The sequence below is a fragment of the Brevibacterium antiquum genome (assembly GCF_016107655.1).
Classification (GTDB): domain Bacteria; phylum Actinomycetota; class Actinomycetes; order Actinomycetales; family Brevibacteriaceae; genus Brevibacterium; species Brevibacterium antiquum.
Window position 1 is genome coordinate 89,584 of record NZ_JABASX010000001.1, and the last position, 20,092, is coordinate 109,675.

General features: G+C 63.6%; 19 protein-coding genes. 7 read left to right on the forward strand and 12 right to left on the reverse strand.

Features of this window, described 5'->3' with window-relative positions:
• Positions 1 to 11: 11 nt before the first annotated feature.
• From JFC13_RS00425 to JFC13_RS00450, 6 genes are all read left to right on the forward strand, one after another.
• The gene (locus JFC13_RS00425; protein WP_198395653.1) at positions 12 to 806 is read left to right on the forward strand and encodes a Bax inhibitor-1/YccA family protein; all 795 of its coding nucleotides are present in this window, start codon (positions 12 to 14) and stop codon (positions 804 to 806) included.
• A 62-nt stretch (positions 807 to 868) separates the two neighbouring features.
• Positions 869 to 1,216, forward strand: coding sequence for a hypothetical protein (locus tag JFC13_RS00430; RefSeq protein WP_198395154.1), 348 nt, complete (start codon positions 869 to 871; stop codon positions 1,214 to 1,216).
• Between the two features lie 148 nt (positions 1,217 to 1,364).
• Entirely contained in the window at positions 1,365 to 2,939 is a 1,575-nt protein-coding gene (locus tag JFC13_RS00435) for a molybdopterin-dependent oxidoreductase (RefSeq protein ID WP_198395155.1), read from the forward strand.
• 236 nt (positions 2,940 to 3,175) lie between these two features.
• Positions 3,176 to 3,496, forward strand: a complete 321-nt coding sequence (locus JFC13_RS00440) for a hypothetical protein (protein ID WP_232488014.1) — start codon at positions 3,176 to 3,178, stop codon at positions 3,494 to 3,496.
• Positions 3,493 to 5,031 carry a sodium/proline symporter gene (locus JFC13_RS00445; protein WP_198395156.1) on the forward strand — a complete coding sequence of 513 codons (1,539 nt, stop codon included), beginning with the start codon at positions 3,493 to 3,495 and terminating at the stop codon, positions 5,029 to 5,031. Before JFC13_RS00440 ends, JFC13_RS00445 begins: the two co-directional genes overlap by 4 nt.
• On the forward strand, positions 5,024 to 5,632 hold the full coding sequence (locus JFC13_RS00450) for a hypothetical protein (RefSeq protein ID WP_198395157.1): 609 nt from the start codon (positions 5,024 to 5,026) through the stop codon (positions 5,630 to 5,632). The genes JFC13_RS00445 and JFC13_RS00450 overlap by 8 nt, the downstream gene beginning before the upstream one ends.
• A 44-nt stretch (positions 5,633 to 5,676) precedes the next feature.
• Here the strand turns inward: JFC13_RS00450 and JFC13_RS00455 are convergent, their stop codons facing one another.
• Positions 5,677 to 6,087, reverse strand: coding sequence for a VOC family protein (locus JFC13_RS00455; RefSeq protein WP_232488015.1), 411 nt, complete (start codon positions 6,085 to 6,087; stop codon positions 5,677 to 5,679).
• A gap of 18 nt (positions 6,088 to 6,105) precedes the next feature.
• Between JFC13_RS00455 and JFC13_RS00460 the strand changes: the two genes are divergently transcribed.
• The gene (locus JFC13_RS00460) at positions 6,106 to 7,023 is read left to right on the forward strand and encodes a helix-turn-helix transcriptional regulator (RefSeq protein WP_198395159.1); all 918 of its coding nucleotides are present in this window, start codon (positions 6,106 to 6,108) and stop codon (positions 7,021 to 7,023) included.
• A gap of 64 nt (positions 7,024 to 7,087) precedes the next feature.
• Here the strand turns inward: JFC13_RS00460 and nhaC are convergent, their stop codons facing one another.
• From nhaC to JFC13_RS00515, 11 genes are all read right to left on the reverse strand, one after another.
• Complete coding sequence (gene nhaC / locus JFC13_RS00465) at positions 7,088 to 8,533, reverse strand: Na+/H+ antiporter NhaC (protein WP_198395160.1); 1,446 nt, start codon at positions 8,531 to 8,533, stop codon at positions 7,088 to 7,090.
• Positions 8,530 to 9,672, reverse strand: coding sequence for a beta-aspartyl-peptidase (gene iadA / locus JFC13_RS00470; protein WP_198395161.1), 1,143 nt, complete (start codon positions 9,670 to 9,672; stop codon positions 8,530 to 8,532). Before iadA ends, nhaC begins: the two co-directional genes overlap by 4 nt.
• Positions 9,673 to 9,707: 35 nt before the next feature.
• Positions 9,708 to 10,523: an ABC transporter ATP-binding protein gene (locus JFC13_RS00475; RefSeq protein WP_198395162.1), complete on the reverse strand. Its 816-nt coding sequence runs from the start codon at positions 10,521 to 10,523 to the stop codon at positions 9,708 to 9,710.
• Positions 10,523 to 11,314 carry an ABC transporter ATP-binding protein gene (locus JFC13_RS00480; RefSeq protein ID WP_198395163.1) on the reverse strand — a complete coding sequence of 264 codons (792 nt, stop codon included), beginning with the start codon at positions 11,312 to 11,314 and terminating at the stop codon, positions 10,523 to 10,525. Before JFC13_RS00480 ends, JFC13_RS00475 begins: the two co-directional genes overlap by 1 nt.
• Positions 11,311 to 12,252, reverse strand: coding sequence for an ABC transporter permease (locus tag JFC13_RS00485; protein WP_198395164.1), 942 nt, complete (start codon positions 12,250 to 12,252; stop codon positions 11,311 to 11,313). The genes JFC13_RS00480 and JFC13_RS00485 overlap by 4 nt, the downstream gene beginning before the upstream one ends.
• The gene (locus JFC13_RS00490; protein WP_232488016.1) at positions 12,249 to 13,349 is read right to left on the reverse strand and encodes an ABC transporter permease; all 1,101 of its coding nucleotides are present in this window, start codon (positions 13,347 to 13,349) and stop codon (positions 12,249 to 12,251) included. Before JFC13_RS00490 ends, JFC13_RS00485 begins: the two co-directional genes overlap by 4 nt.
• 2 nt (positions 13,350 to 13,351) lie before the next feature.
• Complete coding sequence (locus JFC13_RS00495; protein WP_198395165.1) at positions 13,352 to 14,917, reverse strand: ABC transporter substrate-binding protein; 1,566 nt, start codon at positions 14,915 to 14,917, stop codon at positions 13,352 to 13,354.
• Positions 14,918 to 15,271: 354 nt separating this feature from the next.
• Positions 15,272 to 15,775 (reverse strand): malate:quinone oxidoreductase, encoded by a 504-nt coding sequence (locus tag JFC13_RS00500; RefSeq protein WP_332839294.1) that lies wholly within the window; start codon positions 15,773 to 15,775, stop codon positions 15,272 to 15,274.
• Between the two features lie 179 nt (positions 15,776 to 15,954).
• Positions 15,955 to 18,099, reverse strand: coding sequence for an iron ABC transporter permease (locus JFC13_RS00505; protein ID WP_198395167.1), 2,145 nt, complete (start codon positions 18,097 to 18,099; stop codon positions 15,955 to 15,957).
• A gap of 3 nt (positions 18,100 to 18,102) precedes the next feature.
• On the reverse strand, positions 18,103 to 19,158 hold the full coding sequence (locus tag JFC13_RS00510) for an iron-siderophore ABC transporter substrate-binding protein (protein ID WP_332839295.1): 1,056 nt from the start codon (positions 19,156 to 19,158) through the stop codon (positions 18,103 to 18,105).
• Positions 19,159 to 19,209: 51 nt separating this feature from the next.
• Positions 19,210 to 20,052 (reverse strand): ABC transporter ATP-binding protein, encoded by an 843-nt coding sequence (locus JFC13_RS00515; protein ID WP_232488017.1) that lies wholly within the window; start codon positions 20,050 to 20,052, stop codon positions 19,210 to 19,212.
• Between the last annotated feature and the right edge of the window lie 40 nt (positions 20,053 to 20,092).

Consider the following 20,092-nt stretch of genomic DNA (forward strand, 5'->3'; position numbering starts at 1 on the left):
TGAGTAACCCCATGATGAACCGGGCTCTCAACCAGGGAGTTCAGGCCGGACGCAACGAACCGGTCATGTCCGACCAGGAGCTCAACAACCTGTTCGACCAGCCTGCCGCGCAGAACCGCAATACCGGTCCGCAGGTTGCCGACCGGGCAATGACCTACGACGACGTCATGATGAAGACCGGTGTCCTCTTCACCATTCTTCTCGCCGGTGCCGTCGTCGGCTGGTTCGTTCCATTCCTCGCTCTTCCCGCGATGCTCATCGCCCTGGTCCTCGGCCTGGTCAACGCCTTCAAGAAGGAACCCAGCAAGGCACTGATCATCGGCTATGCAGTCTTCGAGGGTGTCTTCCTCGGTGGCATCTCCGCGATGTTCGAAGCCCAGTTCTCCGGAATCGTCGTCCAAGCTGTGCTCGCCACGCTCTGCGTCTTCGGCGTCATGCTCGCCCTGTTCAAGTTCAAGGGAGTGCGCTACGGCTCGAAGATGAAGAAGTTCATGATGATCGCCATCGGCGGTTATGCGATCTTCTCCCTGATCAACTTCGGCATCGCGATGTTCACCGGCACCGGTGGTGCGCGCAGCGTCGAGATCAACATCATGGGATTTGAAATGCCGCTCGGTGTCATCATCGGCATCGTCGCCACCGTGCTCGCAGCCATGACCCTGATCATGGACTTCCAGATGATTGAGCAGGGTGTGAAGCAGCGGATCCCGGAGAAGTACTCCTGGATGTGCGCGTTCTCCCTCATGGTCACCCTCGTGTGGCTCTACATCGAAATCCTGCGCCTCATCTCCTACTTCAGGAACTAGACACCCCAGACCCGGGACTACCCCAGCTGCGTGGTCCCGGGAGCGGTGTCTATGATTGAGCCATGAACAACGTGACGGCGGACCTCGACACAGAGGTCCGCCGTCTGCGTATCCGCATCATCGGTCTCAACCCGCGTCAGCTCGCCGAGGCGGGCCCGAATTCCCCCGACAACGGCGTGGGCACCTTGTCGCGCAGAGACACCATCGCCGAGGCGCTTGCGCAGTTCTCGTCGATCGGCTCCGGTGGCCGGGCGGTCCCTGACTTGGGTGATCAGAGCCTGGCCGACCAGGTCGTCGTTCTCATCGCAGAGGGGGCCGCCTCGGCCGAGGACCTCCCGGAGGCGCAACAGCAAGAGCGTTTGGCTCAGCTTCTTGACGCAGCAGTGCGACTGCGTCGATCTCTTGCCTAGGATGGATAGGACCTCATTGTCGAGCACTGCCGAAATCGGCCGTGGACAACCCGTCATCATTCTGTAAGGTTTCTCGCCCCCTCCGGCAGGCGCTGACGAGGATAATCAACAGCACCATCCGCTGCTCTGAGAAGGTGCCACACTGACGATGACAGATCGCCGCCCGCTGCTCTTCACCCTCGCCGGAATCGTCGCGACCCTCGTGTACTTCGGTGCCGCCGAGTTCATCGCTGGTGCCTTCTCGGCCACCTCGGCGCCTCTGCTGATCCTGGGTCAGACGATCATCCCGCTCGTGCCGACGGCCATGATCAAGGCCGCGATCAGCATCTTCGGCACAAACGACAAACTCGCCCTCGTCATCACTCTGGTCATCGTCGGAGCGATCCTCGGAGGAGTGATCGGACGGATCGGCCTGCACCGGCGTGCCCTGTCCTTCGTCCTCCTCATCGGCCTTGGGATCCTACCGGTGTTCCTGCTGCTGAGCACTGGCGGATCGCTCCTCGACGCGGTCCCGGCTCTTGGGGGAGTGGCATTGGGATGCGCGGCGTACATGGGGCTGATCCGCCTCGGTGATGGCCGAGAACTGCGACCCGAGGACTCGCTGAGCACCGACCGGAGCACCGACATCGACGGCCAGCCGGGCAGCGACCGTCGTGCCTTCTTCGGTCTCGCCGCAGGACTGAGTGCGGTCGGCATCGCCGCGATCGCGGCAGGTCAGTCGGCATCGATTCTCGCCCGGAATGCGGCAGGAGCGGTGACGAAGCTCGTGCTGCCACGGCCGGCCACCTCGGCGCCCAAGATCCCAGCCGGAGCCGACCTGGACATCGACGGGCTCGCACCGATCATGACACCCACTGATGACTTCTACCGCATCGACACCGCGCTCATCCCACCGTCCGTCGACGCTTCCTCCTGGTCCCTGCGAATCCACGGCATGGTTGACGAGGAAGTGACGATCACCATGGCAGAACTGCTCGAGCTGCCATTGGAGGAGCACCGCGTGAGCCTGACCTGCGTGTCGAACGAAGTGGGCGGTGACCTCGTGGGCAACGCCACCTGGTTGGGCTACCCGGTCCGAGACCTGCTCAAACGTGCGCAGCCGAAGGACGGGGCTGACATGGTGCTCTCGACATCCGACGACGGCTTCACCGCCTCGACACCTCTCGAGGTGCTCACCGACGACCGAGCGTCCCTCCTGGCGGTCGGCATGAACGGCGAACCGCTGCCCCGCGACCACGGATTCCCCGCCAGACTCGTCGTACCCGGACTCTACGGCTTCGTGTCGGCGACGAAATGGGTGACTGAACTCGAAGTCACTCGATTCGCCGACAAGGAGGCCTATTGGACGAAGCGCGGCTGGTCCACTCACGGGCCCGTGCTCGTGGCCTCCCGGGTTGATGTTCCCCGCGCCGGTGTCCATGTCAGCCCGAACAAGGAGGGGCAGATCATCACCGCCGGAATGGCCTGGGCTCAGCACGTCGGCATCGCCGAGGTGCGAGTGCGCATCGACAACGGCGACTGGCACACAGCGGAAATGAGTGAGGAACTGACCACCGACACCTGGCGACAATGGCGATGCCGCTTCGACGACGTGGAACCGGGCTCCCACACCGTAACGGTCAGAGCGGTCGACCACGACGGCAACGAACAGATCGCCGAACGTCGCCCCGCGATCCCCGGCAGCGCCACCGGCCTCCATGAACGGGACTTCATCGTCGACTGAGCACTCGGATTGCAGGGACTGGCCGGGCGAGCAGGCCAGATGCCCGAGCCAAGTCTGACGGACGCCCGATTCACTGTGGACAAATGGTCGTTTCAACCGGCGCAATCGACCATTTGCAGACAGTGAAATCCGTTTGTCCACAGCAAGGGGCCGATGCTGCCGGGCCGCTGGGCCGAGAAGCTTGAGAACTATCTGACAAAACGTTGTATCCTCACCTCAACATGGTGGTGAGCCACGTGGAAGCACAGGTCGCCCCGCGCAGCCTGTGGTTCGGCACGGTTCAGTCACCGCCGCATCCTGTCCAGCGTCACAATGAGGTGGTCTCAATGTTCGGTCTCCCGACGGCAACTGTCGTCGTCATCTTCGGCATCCCCGCGATTTGGGTGATCTACACGTTGGTCTTCGTCTACCTCTCGCGCGGTTGGAAGGCCGAAGACGTCGCCGAAGACCAGGAACTCACCTCACGCAATGCCAGCGGAGGGAACGGGCCAAACGGCCCGGCCACCTCGGCGAACCATGACCGCAGGTCCGGGACCGAGAACGGGGGACTGGCATGAACCTCGAAACCTGGTTCCTCATCATCTACTTCATCGCCATGGCCGGAATCGGCGTGTGGACGCTCAAGACCGGCAACAAGGGCAGCGAAGGCTATCTCCTGGGTGGGCGCAGCCTCGGACCGGCCGTGACCGCGCTGCGTCTGCAATCCTCATCGATGTCGGGCTACATGTTCCTCGGCGCCGGCTCCCTGGCCTACACCAAGGGCTACTTCTCACTCTGGTACGCGATGGGCGACATCGGCGGAGGCGTGCTCAACCTGTCCATCCTTGGCAGGCGGATGCGCAAACTCTCCCAGATCCTGGGGTCCCTGACCTCGATCGAATACCTCGAACACCGGTACCCGTCGCCGTGGATCCGCGCCATTGCGGCCCCGGTCGCCGTGTTCTGCATCTTCTTCTACGTCATGAGCCAGTTCATCGCCGGCGGCCGCGGCCTCGAGATGGTCACCGGCATTCCCTACGCCTGGGCCCTGCTCGTCGCCGTCGGCGTCATCGTCTTCTACACCTTCCTCGGCGGCTACCTCGCCGTGGCCTACACCGACTTCGTGCAGGCCATCATCATGCTCATCGGCATGGTCTGGATTCTCATCGGCACGCTGCAGGCAGTCGGCGGTTGGACGGCCGGCAACAATGCCGTCGGTGAGATCAACCCGAATCTGCTGACCATGTGGGGCCCCGACGGCATCGGCTCCGTACAGTGGGGCGTCATCATCGGCGCGGTCCTCGTGTTCTCCATCGGCTACATGGGCTGGCCGCACGTCAACGTCAGCCACATGGCCATGAAGCGGCCCTCGGTCGCGCGCACGGCAAGCATGTACGCCACCGGCTTCAACCTCCTGTTCATTCCCGCGCCCTACATCGTGGGCATCATGGCGCTCATCATCCTGCCCAACCTCGACAACCCCGAACTCGCGGTCTTCCAGGTCGCGGACACGGTGCTGCCGAACTTCGCCGTCGGCATCGTCATGGCAGGCATCATGGCGGCCATCATGTCGACCGCGGACGCCCTGCTGCTGCAGTCGGGCACAATCGCCAGCCAGGATCTGTTCCAGCGCTTCATCAAAAAGGACATGTCCGACAGCCAGTCCGTGTGGGTCTCGCGCTTCACGGTCCTCATCCTCGCCATCATCGGCTACATCGTCGCCGTCAACGATCCTCCGGCCGTCGCCGAGGTGGTCATCTTCTCCACGACCGTGCTCGGTGCCGCATTCGTTCCCGTCTACGTGGCCGCAGCCTGGTGGAAGAAGGCCAATGTTCCTGGTGCGATCTCTTCCATGATTCTTGGCGCCGTGTCCTCGGTCGTGTGGCAGCTGACCGGACTCGTCGACGTCACCGGCGTCGACCCGATGGGAATCGGCATCGTCTGCTCAACCCTGGCACTCATCCTCGTGTCTCTGGCCACCCAGAAGTCCCACCCGGTGCCCGCACACGTCGTCGCCGCACTGAAGGAGACGGACAAGATCGGTGCCATCCCCGCACACATGCTCACCGGGCAGAACGATGCGCTGGCAGCACAGGTGCCCAAGGATGCGTGAGCATTCTGATTCCGGTTCTGCTGGTCAATCCAGCCTGATCGCTCCCGATTCGGTGCTGAAACTGGCACCGAACATCACCGCCGCCGAGGCGCTCGCCGTATTCCGGCGCAAGCTCCCCGACGCGGAGGCTGAGGTTCGACAGGTGCTCCACCCGTTCTGGTGGACGGCGCTGCGCGCACGGACCCGCGGCCTATTCACCCGATCCGCAAAACCAGGGTCGGCGGTGTCGCCGGGCCAACGGATGAACGTTCTGGTCAACGCCTATTCCGGCAAGGGCTTCATCGCAGACTTCGAACCCCGTGGCGAAGCTGCGGCCATCGCTGACTGGGCTGATGCCTTCGATTCCTCGGATCAGGCTGGTCCCCAGCCGGGCGTGGACCAGGTGAGGCGAACAGCGCGTTCACTGGTGCGTACGAAGGTTGTGAAGACGGTGAAGCTGGGTATGGTCATCAGTATTGACGAAGCCGCTGCACCCAGCGGGGTCCTCAAACCGAACTGGATCGTGACCGGAGCCAACGAGAGGTATTCGGCGACGATCCTCGTCGACGGCCTCGACTCCTCCCACTACATCGTTCGGGTCGAGAAGCTGGTACAGGACTGAGACGCGTCCCCGCGGGGACGCCTCGGCGGGACAGCACAGATGCGTCAGCCCCAGTCCTTCGCATCAGAGAGGCAGAATGGGTGCCCTGCGGGATCGATGAGCACCACCCAGGTTTCGCCTGGCTGTGGATCGGCGCGGGTCGCTCCGAGTTCGATGCAGCGAGTGGCTGCAGCTTCGATGTCATCGGCGGCGAGATCGAGGTGGAACTGCTTGTGCCCGTCGTCGGGCCAATCCGGGCGTTTGTAGTCCGGGATCGTCCCGAAGCCCAGAGCGTGGCTGGGGCCGGTGAGCATTGCGTAGTTCTCGTCTGAGTACGCTACCGGCCAACCCAGCACCGCGGAATAGAAGTCGCCGAGCGCCGAAGCGTCCGGGGCGTCGAGCGTGACCATCGCGAGTTTCGCGACAGGGGTCCTCGAGGTGGTGGAATCGGAAACTTTCATCTCTGTGTCAGTCATGTCTGCCATTCTTGTTCCATGGACGAGGTCGTCGATAGGAAAAACCCGCCACGTGGCGAAACACCGCCCGACCACTTCTACGGACGGGTGCTCAAACCGGCAGAGATGCTCGAGCACGCTCACTACTCAGCCGTCACGGACGTTGCCGAAGAGCTGCGGCCGTGGGTGAAGCGCTATTGGTCGGTGAACTGGGATCTGGCCGCTGACGAACGCTATCAGACGGCGACGGTTTCGGAGCCTACGATCAATCTCACTCTCGAATACGGTGACATCGGTCGAGCGAATACGAACGGTGCAGGAATCTGGCTGACCGGTCCGGTGACGGGACGTCGATTCGACGTCGGGCTCTTCGGCCGCGGCGGTGTCATCGGAGTCAATTTCCACCTCGGCGCCACTGTGGCCTTCGCGAACGAACCACCCGCGACGATTCGGGATACGACGGTGCCTGCTCGGGCCTGGTTCCCGGGCATCGACGGCGACCTGCCTGTCCACGATGACTTGGCTGTCGGTGATCGCCTGAAAACCGAGGACGGCCTGGCCGCTGTCGTGAGCGCGATCGAGAGTTGGTTGCTGTCTTTTCGTCCGCAGATGACCGAGGGCTATGCCAGGTTCCGTCAGATCCTCGTCCTGCTCGATGACCCGACGATCATCAGCCTCGGCGATCTGGCGCTGCACAGCGGGACAAGCGAGCGTTCGCTGCAGCGACTGTTTCACGATCACTGCGGTGTCGGGGTCAAACAGATCCTGGTCCGGGCACGGATCAGGGACGCCATTGCCGCATTCGACCGGGGATGGGACGGAGCATTCGGTGAACTGGCTGCGGAGCTCGGGTGGTTCGACCAATCGCACTTCACTGCGGATTTCCACCGCGTCACCGGATACACGCCGACCGAATATCTCAGTGCTCACGAGAGGAGCGGCCAGCTACAGCAGTGAAGCAGCCACAGCAGTGAAGCAGATTGGTGCGGAAAGGGCCGGGCGGAGCCGAGACCATCGCAGGTCAGCGTCGTTTGGCGATGCCGAATCCGGTGTAGCCGAGGATGATCGCGAAGGCGAAGCCGACATAGCAGAACACGGCCCACGGGGCGTAGTCGAGGACGGAGACGCCCAGAACTCCTGCCATGTACACGCCTGCTGATGACCATGGAATGAGTGGAACGACCACGGTGCCGGAATCTTCGAGTGTGCGCGAGAGGTTTTTGGCGTCGAGACCTCGGTCGGCGTAGGCCTTCTTGAACAGTTCGCCAGGGACGATGATCGACAGGTAAGAATTTCCGGTCACCACAGCCATCGTGAGGCAGGAAACCACGGTTGAGAGGACAAGATCTCCCGTACGCTTCACGAACTTCAGCAGAGACCGGATGATGGTCTCGAGAGCACCGGATCTGGACATGATGCCGGCGAAGGCGAAGGCACTGAACGCGATGAGGATGACGCCGGTCATCGATGCCATGCCACCCTGTGAGACCAACTCGACGACCTGCGGGTCCAGATTCTTCAGGGTCGAGGACCCGACCTCGAGCATGTCCGGGGTGAACCCGTCGACGGTGGACGCGAAGATCGATTCGAGGCTGACCTTCTGGAAGATCGCAGCGAGGATACCGGCCACCAAAGACGACCCGATGATCGTCGGAAGTGTGGGCAGTTTGAGAATCGCTCCGCCGAGGACGATGAGCATCGGCAGGAGCAGGAGGACGTTGAAGGAGAAGAGACTGTCCAAGGTTCCCGTGACGGCCGTGATCTGCTCCGAATCGGTCCCGCCGGACTGCTGGTTGATGCCGACGAACAGGTAGAGCGCCAGCGCCACGATGGTGGCCGGGATCGTGGTGTAGAGCATGTGCCGAATGTGTTCCCACAAGGTGGTGCCGGCAGCGATCGGAGCCAGGTTCGTCGTGTCCGACAGCGGTGAGAGTTTGTCGCCGAAGTAGGCACCGGCGACGATGGCACCCGCAGTGGCCGCCAGCGGTGCGTCCAAGCCCGCCGCGATTCCCATCAGGGCGACTCCCACGGTTCCGGCCGAACCCCACGATGTTCCGGTGATGACGGAGACGATCGCGGAGATGACGAAGGCGATGAGAACGATGAACTGTGCGCTGATGAGGCCCAGGCCGTAGTAGATCATCATCGGAATGGTGCCGGCGATCATCCATGTGCCGATGAGGATGCCGATCGAGATGAGCACGAGCAGAGCCGGCATCGCGGTGTCGAGCTTCTCCCTGATCCCGAGGAGCATCTCCTCCCAGCTCAGCCCCATCCGCAGAGCCACCAGGCCGGCGATGATCGCGGAGAGGATCAGCAGCGGTTCGGGTGCGAGCCCGAGAACGCCGTAGCCCACCGCCAGCAGCACGAGCATTGCGGCCAGGGGGACCAGCGACCACCCCAGGGGCGGACGCTTCTCCTCCACATCGGTGGAGGTGGGAGTCGCCGTGTTCTGCTCGTGGCTCATTCGAAGGTTCCTTGGATCTGCGGGGCGCCGCTGCGGACGCACTCTCGTCCTCGGGCAAAGGCGAGCTGAATGGTGTGGCTGTCATCGGTGAGGAGGATGTCGGCATCTGCTCCGACGCGGAGGCGTCCCTTGTGCTCGAGGCCGAGGACATCTGCCGTATTGGAGGTAACGAGTGAGATTGCCTGAGACAGGTCGACACCAGGCAGGTCGGCACACGCCCACACCTGCTCGTACAGAGTCGTCTGCTTGGCAACATCCATGCCGATGAGCCGTCCGTCGGAGTCGAACTCCGGCAGGCTGCCGTTGGCATCGGAGGAGAGGGTGAGACGGCTGAGATCCCCGCCGAGGTCGATGTAGCGTTGCAGCGACCCGGTCGTTGTGGACGAGGCCGTCATATCAACCATGGCGCCCTTGGCGGCCAGATCGACCGCGTCGGCCAGCAGTTCGGGGGACCGGGTGATGTGGGTGGCGTAGATGGCCTGGGGCGCGATCGGATATTCGTCGAGGAGCCGGTGCAGCGGGGCAAGTCGGGTCGAGTAGGGACCGACGTGGAAGTGAGTGATGCCGGCCTTGCCGGACAGCAGCCCACCGACATGCGACTGGCTGACGAGCTCGGCCAGAGCCTCGACGGTGGGTTGGAACGACCGCCGATCCGAGATCGCGACCTCTCCGACGCCGATGACCTTGTCGATGAGGACGACATCGTCGACGACAGCACCGGTCAGCGTCCGGGCCGGGACCTGGTAGCTGCCAGTATAGATATAGGTGGTGATGCCCTCGGTCTCGAGAGCTCGGGCCTTGGCGAGGAGATCGGCGTGGCTGCGGGTCACACCGTCGGTTCCCAGGCAACCGATGACGGTGGTGACTCCGGCGCTCACGATGTCGCTGATGCGGATCTCGGGAGTGCGGTTTGCGTACCCGCCTTCGCCCCCGCCGCCGGCGATATGGACATGCGGGTCGATGAAACCGGGAGTGGCCGTCAGCCCCTGGGCATCAATGACTGTGGCGTTGGGAAGACCCTGGAGCGCCTCGGCGGGCAGATCGCCGATGAAGGTGATCTGCTGCCCCTCGATGAGGATGTCCTGCTTCCCGAGCCGTTCCGGGGCGCAGATGTCTGCTCCGCGCAGCAATGTCACCATGATTCATCTTCTCCTTGCGACGCTTCTTGCCGCCGTTATCCGGGGATGATCCCCTTGCCGTCGACCTTCGGGATGGCCGCGAGCAGTTTCTTCGTATAGGGATGCTGCGGGTCATTCCAGATCTGTTCTGTCGAACCGACCTCGACAATGTTACCTGCCTCCATCACGGCCACACGGTCCGCGATGTCACGGACGACCGAGAGATCGTGGCTGATGAAGATCATGGACGCACCGGAGTCGATGGCCAGGTCCCTCATCATCCGCGCGATCCTGGCTTGGAGAAACGCATCCAGGGAGGCGATCGGCTCATCACCGACGAGCACCTTGGGGCCGGCAGCCAGTGCACGCGCAATGGCGATGCGCTGCCGCTGTCCGCCCGAGAACGAATGCGAGAACCTCTGCGCAGCATCGACAGGCAGATCGACCGCTTCGAGGAGGGACTCCACCGTCCAGTTGTGTTCCGGGTCGAGGGCAAGTGCGTCAGTGAGCTGATCCCTGATGCGTCTGCGCGGATTCAACGACGCGTAGGGGTTCTGAAAGACCATCTGGACTCCCAGGAGATGCTCGGGCCGGCGAGCCAGGACCAAGGGCTTCACCGGGTGGGATTCGAAGGTGATGGTGCCGCCTGCGGTCTTCTCGAGTCCGCAGATGAGCTTGGCCAGCGTGGATTTCCCGCAACCGGATTCGCCCACGAGGCCAAGGACCTCCGAATGCCCCAGCTGCAGTGAGACGTTGCTGACGGCACGGAATCGGCCGCCGCCATTGAGCTTGTATTCGCAGGAGACGTTCTCAAGTTCGAGCAGTGGAGCCTGGGAGGCACGAGGAGTGTCCTCGGTCGTCGTGGTTGTCATCAGCGTGAGACCTCCGCTCCGGGCAGTGATTCGATGAGCGATCTGGTGTACTCATGCTTCGGTGCGGTGATGACAGGTTCACGATCTCCGGTCTCGACCACCAACCCGTTCTTCATCACGACGATGGTGTCGGCCACCGAGGACAGCACACCGAAGTCGTGAGTCACGAGGAGGACGGCCAAGTTGAGGTCATCGCAGAGTTCGCGCAGCAGGCGTAGGATTCCGGCCTGCACAGTCACATCGAGGGCGGTGGTCGGTTCATCGGCGATGAGCACGTTCGGATCGCAGATGATCGCTGAGGCGAAGGCGATGCGCTGCAGCTGACCACCGGAGAACTGGTGCGGGTACTTCCCGATCGCTTCATCGGGGTGGGGGACGTGAGTGCGTTCGAGGATGTGGACGGCGCGCTCGAGGGCGGCCTTCTTCGAGGCCTTCTTGTGATGCCGGTAGTGATCGGTCATCTGATCGCCGATGGTGAGCATGGGATGGAACGCCGAAGCTGGATCTTGGAAGACCATCGACAGCTGCACGCCGCGCAGGCGGTTGTGGACCTTGGCGGGCATCCCCACCAGCTCGGTGCCGTCGAAGTCGATGCTGCCGCTGAGTTGGGCACCGGCGGGGGAGAGGCCCATGATCGCCAGTCCGGTCTGCGTCTTGCCCGAACCGGAGGCACCGGCGACACCGGTGATCATTCCCGCCTCCAGATCGAACGAGACATTGCGCAGGATGTGCTTCTCCACCCTGCCCGTCCTCACCGACAGGTTGAGGTCTTGGATGCTGATCATGCTCATGAGGTGGTTTCTCCCACTTCCTGTGCGGTATGCGGGTCAAGGGAGTCGCGCAGGCTGTCTCCGATGAAGTTGAAGGCCATGACGATCGTGAGGATGCACAGGCCGGGGAAGAACGCGATCCACCAGGCGGCGAACTGCGAGACTCCCTCGCTGATCATGGCGCCCCAGTCCGGTGTCGGTGGGACGACGCCCAGGGACAGGAACGAGAGACCGGCCATCGTGAGAATCGCCGAGCCCACATCGAGCGTGGCAAGAACCACGACAGGAGAGAGCACATTCGGTGAGATCTCCCGGATGAGGGACTTTCCGGCGCTGAAGCCGAGGAGGCGTCCGGCGACGACGTATTCGCTGTTGCGTGCTGACATGACCAGCGATCTGGTGACGCGGGCGTATGAAGGCCAGGAGACGAGGAGGATGGCGATGATCGCGTTCTTCAGGCCGGGTCCCAGTGCTGCGGCGATGACCATAGCGAGGATGATCGTCGGGAAGGCGAAGACGAGGTCGGCGATGCGCATGATGATCTCGTCGACGGCTCGTCCGAAGTAGCCGGCGATCGCGCCGAGGACGGAACCGAGCACGGCCGAGCAGATGACGACGAAGACGGCTGCCGGCAGTGTGGTGCGTGCGGCCACGATGAGTCGCGACAGAACATCACGGCCCAAGGTGTCGGTGCCCAGGAGGTTTTCGCCTCCAGGAGCACTGAGCCGGGGGAAATCCTGTGCCAGCGGATTAAACGGTGCCAGAAGTGGTGCGAAGAGCGCCACGATCAGCCAGATGGTCAGGATGATGGCTCCGATGAAACCCAGCGGAGTGCGCAGTGCCTTTGGAAAGCGCAACTGCCACCGTTTGACACCGCGGTCGACAGGATTGCGATCTGCCGCCTCGGCGCTGGCGGATGTGGTGTGCGTCGGTGGCTGTTTGGGGGTCCCGATGCTCATCGCACCCTCACTCTCGGATCCACGAAGCCGTAGATCAGGTCGACGATGAAATTGACGATGATGTAGACGATGCCGATGACGAGTCCGACTCCCATGATGACGGGCAGGTCGAGTGTCGTCGCACCGCGGAAGGCGTACTGTCCCAGGCCGTTCCACGCGAACACCGTCTCTGTCAGGACTGCTCCGGACAGGAGCGAGCCGAAGGCAAGGCCGACGACTGTGATGATCGGGACGAGAGCACCGCGGAAGATGTACTTGAAGACGACCGTGCGAGCCGGCAGTCCCTTTGCTCGGGCAGCGGTGACGTAGTCGAGTCGGATGATGTCGAGAACGCTTGAGCGGCTGAACCGGGTGAGCAGGCCGATCGTGAACAGTGCCAGCACACACGAGGGCAGAATCAGATGCCCGAATGCGTTGATGAACGTCGACATCTGACCGGCCAGGAGAGAGTCGACGGTGTAGAGGCCGGTGACCCTCGGCGGTGGAGTGATCCACGGGTCAAGGCGCCCGGCACCGGGAACGACGCGGAGTTTGAAGAAGAAGACGTAGTAGCCGACCGCGGCGATCCAGAATGTGGGTGCCGAGATGCCGATGAGGCTCAAGGCGCGGATGGCGTGATCGAGGATCGTGTTCTGCTTGAGCGCGCTGGCCAGTCCGAGCAGCAGGCCGATGATGACCGAGATCAGGATGGCGCCGATACCCAGCTCGATCGAGGCAGGGAAGACCTGGCCGATCGATTGGAGGACTGGTGTCCGGGTCTGGTTCGAGACACCCATATCGCCCTGGAGCAGGTTGCTCAGATACGTGAAGTACTGGACGATGAGCGGCTGGTCGAGCCCGAGGCGCTCGCGGGTCGCCGCAACGATCGCGGGATCCGCGGCCGCCCGGTCGCCGAGGATGGCGGCGACCGGGTCGGTGGGGACCAAGTTCGTCAGCAGGAACGTCACGATGGTCACGCCCCAGATGAGGAGAAGACTGATGCCTATCCGGATGAGGATGTAGCGCAGCAACGGAGGCAACAGAGGCGGTTTTATCCGCTGTGCCTCGTCGTTGCTCGGTGGGTGCGCGGTGGAGCTATCGGTGGTGCCGACCGACATTCTCACTCAGCTTTCGCGAAGTCGAATGAGATGTCGGCGTTGGAGACGTACTTCGAGATGCTCGACCCCACTGCCACGGTGTTGACAGGCTGGACCAAAGGGATCCAGACAGCGGTGTCCGTGGTCGCCTTGTACAGCTTGGCGTAGGCGGCGTCACGGTCGCCGTCCTTGGCCTTCTCCGCTTCGGCTGCGAGCTTCTTCAGCTTCGGATCGGACTTCCAGTTGACGCGGTCGGCGACGCTGCCGCCGGGGATGAAGACGTTGTAGTTCGTGGGATCCGGGTAGTCCGCACCCCACGTACCGATGCCCATGGGCTGCTTGGCCGAGCGGAATCCGTCGAGCTGTGTCGAACTCGGTGCCGGTTTCAGTGCGAGGTTGATGCCGGCTTCTTTCAACTGAGCCTGCAGGGTCTCCGCCAGCTGAGCCAGGTCGACTCCGTTGACTGACTGGTCGCTGGGGTAGTGGAAGGGAATCTTCTCACCGTCGTAGCCGGCCTTCTTCAGCAGCTTCTTCGTCTGCGCAAGGTCCTTCTCTGGAGCGTCTTCCTTCGGCACGGCACCGACGAACTCATTGGGCACGAGGCTCGCCATGCGCTGCGACCCTTCTCCGGCGAGGTCGGTGAGCTTGGCGTAGTCGATGGCAGACATGACGGCCTTGCGGAAGTTCGGATCGGCGGCAGGTCCGCCGAGCTTCTCGTCGGTGTTGTTGAAGATGTAGAGGCTGCGCGTCGAGGGCAGGCTCGCGATCTCACCCATGGAGTCATCGATCTGCTTCGCCTGTTCGGAGTTGAGGTCGTAGGCGACCTGCGCCTGGCCGGACTGGATGTCGGTCAGCTGGGTCTCTGCGGAGACGTTGCGCAGTACGACGCGTTTGTACTTCGGCTCCGGGCCGTTGTAGTGCTCGTTCGCCGTCAACACCACCTGACTGTCGGCATCATACTTTTCGACCTTGTACGGACCCGAGCCCTGCGAGTTCTCGTTGAGGAAGGCTTCGGCGCCGTCCTTCTCGTCGGTGGTGCCTTCATTCTCCTTCACGACCTTCGAGTTCACGATTCCGATCGAGGCGTTGGGGAGAATGTAGGGGAGCGCAGGATTGGGCTTCTTGCTGGTCAGCTCGACGGTCTCGTCGTCGACCTTCTTGATGGAGACACCGTCGAGGAAGAACGAAGGATTGCCCTTGATGCCTTTGAGCCGTTCAAAAGAGAATACGACGTCGTCCATGGTGACAGGATCGCCGTTGGAGAACTTCGCATCTTTCTGCTTGAGCTTCAGCGTCATCTTCTTGTTGTCATCGGACATCTCGAAGGAGCACAGGCCGTCGGTCGGCTTGGTCAGGTCGCCATCCTTGAATTCCAAGGCGGTCTGGTAGATCGCAGTGTCGATCGTCGAGCCGGTGAATTCGAATTGTCGGTGGGGATCGATCGTCTTGAGGTTGAACGCGGTCTCAGCCACGATCGTGTCGCCGGCCTCGCCTCCTCCCTGGTCTCCTCCGCTGCACGCAGCCAGACCGAAGGTGAGAGCGAGAGCTGACCCGATTGCGAGCGCTCGGCGGGGGAGGCGGACCTTCATGTGAGATTCCTTACGGTAGGTGTTGTAGCTCACACTAAATCCGAACCGGCCCCCGTTCAATCAGCCATGCCACAACGCTGAGTGTTTTCTGCTGTGGCATTCTGCCAATGTCTCACCAGGTGGGAGCCTTGACCCGAGGGCTCTCCAGGCAGACGTCGCGTCCCTGGGGCGGTGCCTGCGGCAACCGCTAGGCAGACGTGTATACGTGCGTCACTTGTGTTCGACATCCACACCTTTGGCTAGCGGTCGCAGCGTGCAGGCCCGGGAGAAGGGTTCGGCCCCGCCGAAGCGGGCCCGCACGCCGTGCGTGCTGCGCAGTGTTGCATGGGGTTGGCCGCTGTTGCATGGAGTTGCTCAGTTTCGCATGGAAGCGCCCAGGTCAGATGCGCCTAGGTCAGGCGCGCCCAGGTGGGATGTGCCTAGTCCGGAAGTGCCCAGCCCGGATGCGCCCAGTCCGAGTGCGACGTCAGTGGCCGCCGAGCTGGCCCCGACCGCCTCGGCGTCCCAGTCGGTCCTCTCGATGTCGGGGATTGCTTGGCTCATGACGTCCTTCCAGCCGCGATGCCACTGGGCAGGGAAGGTCGAACGCAGCAGGTCGAGCATGATCGGCACGGCCGTGGACGCGCCGGGCGAGGCTCCGAGCAGTCCGGTGATCGACCCGTCCGCGCCGACGACGAGCTCGGTGCCCTGCTGCAGGGCACCGACCCGCTTCGGGTCAGGTTTCACCAGCTGTGCACGCTGCCCGGCCGGTACCAGCGTCCATTCGTTGAACCTGGCCTTCGGGTAGAAGCGGCGCAGTTGGGCTCCGCGGTGCGCCGACCCAGTCGCGTCGTCGCTCGTCTGCGCGACTTCATCCACGAACGTGCCCAGGAGTGGGCGGCTCCGTAGCCGCGGTACCGGCAGTCGCACCGTGACAACCGCTTGGCAAAGGTGCGCAGGTGCGTCACTTGTGCTCTACCTCCATACCTTTGGCAAGCGGTTGTGAAGAGTCAGTCGTCGGGGAGCGCTGCGAGCGCCCACCGGCCAGTTGCGTTCTCTCACGCCTTCGAACGTGCCAGCAGGTAGACGAAGTAGGGGGCGCCGATGAGCGCGATGATCAGACCGGCGGGAATCTGTGCAGGAGCGATGACCGTGCGGCCCAATGCGTCGGCGACGACAAGGCCAAGTGCGCCGAGGAGCATGGCCGTCGGGACCACCCGGGCGTGCTGAGCGCCGACGAGAGCCCTGGCGGCGTGCGGGGCGACGAGGCCGATGAACCCGACCACGCCGACTGCGGAGACGCTGACTGCGGCGAGCACAGCAGCCGTGACGAGCACGCCCAGACGAACGAGTTCACGTGGGACTCCGACCAGCCTCGGCGTATCGTCGTCGAGGGCCAGCAGATCCAGCTCACGCATCCACACGAAGGCCAAGGGAATTGCAGCCAGGAGGACGAGCGCCACGGGCGCGACATCGGCCCAGACGCGGCCGTAGGTGGATCCGGAGAGCCAGGTGAAGAGTGCCGGTGTATCCCACGGGTTCGCACGCACGAGGAACAGTGTGGTCAGGGCGGTGAAGCCGAACCACATGCCGATGCCGATGAGCACGAGCCGGTCGGTGTTCATCCCGCCGCGCCAGGAAAGCCCGTAGACGATGGCGAATGCGATGAGTGCGCCGGCGATGCCCGCTGTGGAGATGAGCACGACCGTGGCGCCGGGAACAAGGGTGATGACGATGACGGCGCCCAGTCCCGCACCACCGGTGATGCCGAGCAGCCCCGGCTCGGCCAGCGGATTGCGGGCGCTGGCCTGGACGAATGTTCCCGACAGTCCGAGGGCGGCACCGGCGGCAAGAGCGGCGGCCACGCGTGGAGCCCGGGAGTCGAAGGCGAAGGAGATCACTGGTGCCGCCTGGTCCTGCATCCACAGCATCACATCACCGAGGAGATAGAACCGCTCTCCCGTGAGCAGTGAGAGGACCGCACCCACGATGAGCAGGACCGTGCCCAACGCAATGACGAGCCCAGCCTGACGTGGTCCGTGGACCCGGGACCGAGCCGCAGACGTCGCCTGAGCCGGACCCGAAGCGCGCATGGATCGCGCCAGCAGCACGAGGACGATCGCACCGAGCACCGTGGTCGTCACACCCGAGGGCAGGGTGATCGCCTCCGTGGCTCCGACGATGGCGCGCAGCACAGCGTCAGCGAGGATGACGATGATCGCGCCGATGAGCGCCGTGGCCGGAATCATCACTGCATGTCGGCCCAGCACCGGCACCAGCCGAGCGAGCAGCCGGGCGATGACCGGTGCGCACAGACCGACGAATCCGATCGGCCCGGCCAAAGTCACAGCCGTTGCGGTGAGGATGACTGCGAGCAGAATCCCGATCGCGCGAGTCGACCGGATCGGCACACCGAGGACGGAGGCGGCATCATCGCCGAGGCTGAGCAGATCCAGGCGTCGCGACAGCAGGACCGTGGCAGCGACGATGATGGTGATGACGGGAATGCTGCGGATCGCGGCGGTCCCATCGAGCTGATTCAAGGTGCCTGAACCCCAAGAGTAGAGACTTGTCGTCTCCTCTTGGAACAGGATGAGCAGGGTCGAGGTGCCGGCTTGCAACGCCATAGCGGTCGCAGTGCCGGCGAGCACGAGGCGCGTCGTCGACGATGCCGCACCGCCGGCAAGCCCGAGCACCAGAGCTGCGGCGAGCAGTCCGCCGATGAAGGCGACGCCTCCGGAGGCCCACACTGGGATCGTGATGCCGAAGGCGGTGACCACGGTGACTGCGAAGTACGAACCACCGGTCACGGCGAGGGTGTCTGGTGAGGCCAGCGGGTTGCGGGCCAATGACTGGAACAGCGCACCGGCAACGCCGAGGGCGACGCCGACGAGTATTCCCGCACCCACGCGCGGAAGCCGGGACCCGATGAGGATGTCACGGGCACTCGGACCCACCTCGGCGCGGGAAGAAGTAGGCCCGGTCAGGGCCGCGAACAGGTCCTTGAATCCGATCCCTGAGGTGCCCTGCGTGATGTGCCATGCAGAGAGCAGAGCAAGGACGATGACCAGGCCGAGGAGGATCCCGGTGGTCGAGAGCGCACTGAAGAGTCCGGCCTTTCGCTCGGGTGCAACAGGCTTCGGCTCCGAGCCATCGCTTGCCGAGGTGGTCGTGGGCATGGTCGTGGGTGCGGGAGGAGTCATGGACTACTTGGTCAGTGCCTCGACGTAGGCGTCGAGAGCCTGCTCGGACGATTTCGGTCCGCCGAAGGTCCAGATCCCGGAGGGGAACGCAAAGGTGCGATCATCCTTGACGGTGGGAATGTTGGACCAGATGTCGTTCTTCTCCAGGAGCTCGACATAGTCCTCGGATTCGGGATCATCGGTGCCGGTGTAGAAGAAGTTCGCGTCGCCGACCTTCGAGATGCCCTCGATGTCTGTCTGGCCCAGTCCGTAGGCCGGATCGACCTCGCCGGTCCATACGTTCTTCAGACCCAGTTCCTCGCCGAGTTCACCGAAGAGCGATCCCTGGCCGAAGGGGCGCAGTGCCACATTCGAGCCGTTGACCCACCCGTCGAAGTAGACGAATTCCTTGGTGTCGAGCTCGGCGGATTCGAGCGCCTTCTTCGACTCCTCGACCTTCGCATCGAATTCGGCCAGGACGGCGTCGGCGCGCTCGCCGCGGCCGGTGACTTCGGCGACGGTGGAGAAGGTGTCCTTCATATAGGCGACCGGGTCCTTGCCGTCGGCTCCGGTCATCGCCATGACAGGGATGCCCTGATCCTCGAGCTGGCCGACGATCTTGTCGTCACGGGAGGTTGTCTCGATGATGACGAGATCAGGGTTGGCCGAGACGATCGACTCCACATTCGGCTCCTGCCGGGTGCCGACGTCGGTCGTGTTCTCGGGCAGCTGCTCTGCCGTATCCCAGGTGGTGAAGCCCTTCGCATCGGCGACGGCAGCAGGATCGACGCACAGGGAGAGCAGGTCTTCGGTGTACTGCCATTCGAGTGAGACGACCGTAGATGCGGGCTTGTCGAGTTTGATCTGGTGGCCGGTGTCGTCCTTGACGGAGACTGGGTCCGCCGAGGTGGTGCTCGAGTCGTCCGCGCATGCTTCGGAGGTCGACTCGGAGTTTCCGTCATCGGCCGAAGCCTCGGTGCCTGTAGTGCCGCAGGCGGACAGTGCGAGGGCACAGGCGGCGGAGAGGGAAGCGAGGGCGAATAGGGGCTTGCGCGGACGTGGTGGGGTCAGGGTATTCACAGAGGTGTCTCTTTCTTCAGAGGTGAAGCAACGGTGGTGTCAGTGATGGATTCAGGAGGCTGCTGCGAGTGCACGGCGACGGCGGGGCAGCGCCTCGATGCGCACCATTCCGGTGGCCTCATCGACGAGCGTGCGGATCGGCAGCCCGTAGACCTCGGTGAGCACCTCTGCGGTGAATACCGCTTCGCAGGTGCCCGTGGATCTGACTCGGCCCTGGCTGAGCAGGACGATGTCATCGGCGACGGCGGCTGCATGGTTGAGATCGTGGAGAACGACGCCGACGGCCGTTCCGTGATCGTCGGCGAGGTCGCGCATGAGGTCGAGGATCTCGGCCTGATAGCGCAGGTCGAGGTGGTTCGTCGGTTCGTCGAGCAGCAGGACCCCGGTCTCCTGTGCCAGGCAGGTGGCCAGCCAGACGCGCTGCAGCTCGCCGCCGGAGAGCTGATCGACCGAGCGCTCGGCCATTGGCAGCGTTCCGGTCAGTTCCAGAGCCTTGTCGATCGCGGTCCTGTCTGCATCGGTGAGGGAGGCGAAGCGGCGCCGGTGCGGGTGGCGACCGAACGCGACGATCTCGCGCACGCTCAGCCCGGAAGGATGCGGTCGGGACTGGGAGAGCAGAGTCACAGTGCGGGCGAATTCGCGCGCCGACAGCGCGGGCGTCGGAGTGGTCGACCCTGCCGAGGCGATGGTGACCTCGCCGGAGCTGATCGGATGCAGACGAGCCAGGGACCGCAGCACGGTCGACTTCCCGCTGCCATTGGGTCCGATGAGTGCCGTGACCCGACCGGGAGTGATCGAGACGGACACGTCATGGACGACCGGTGTGCGGTCGTAGCTCAAATGCAGGCCCGAGGCGTGCAGCGCAGTGGAGTTCATCGTCCCGGTCGTGTTCATGATGCATAGCCTAACCTAAGTAAGGGTGGGCTGTGTTACA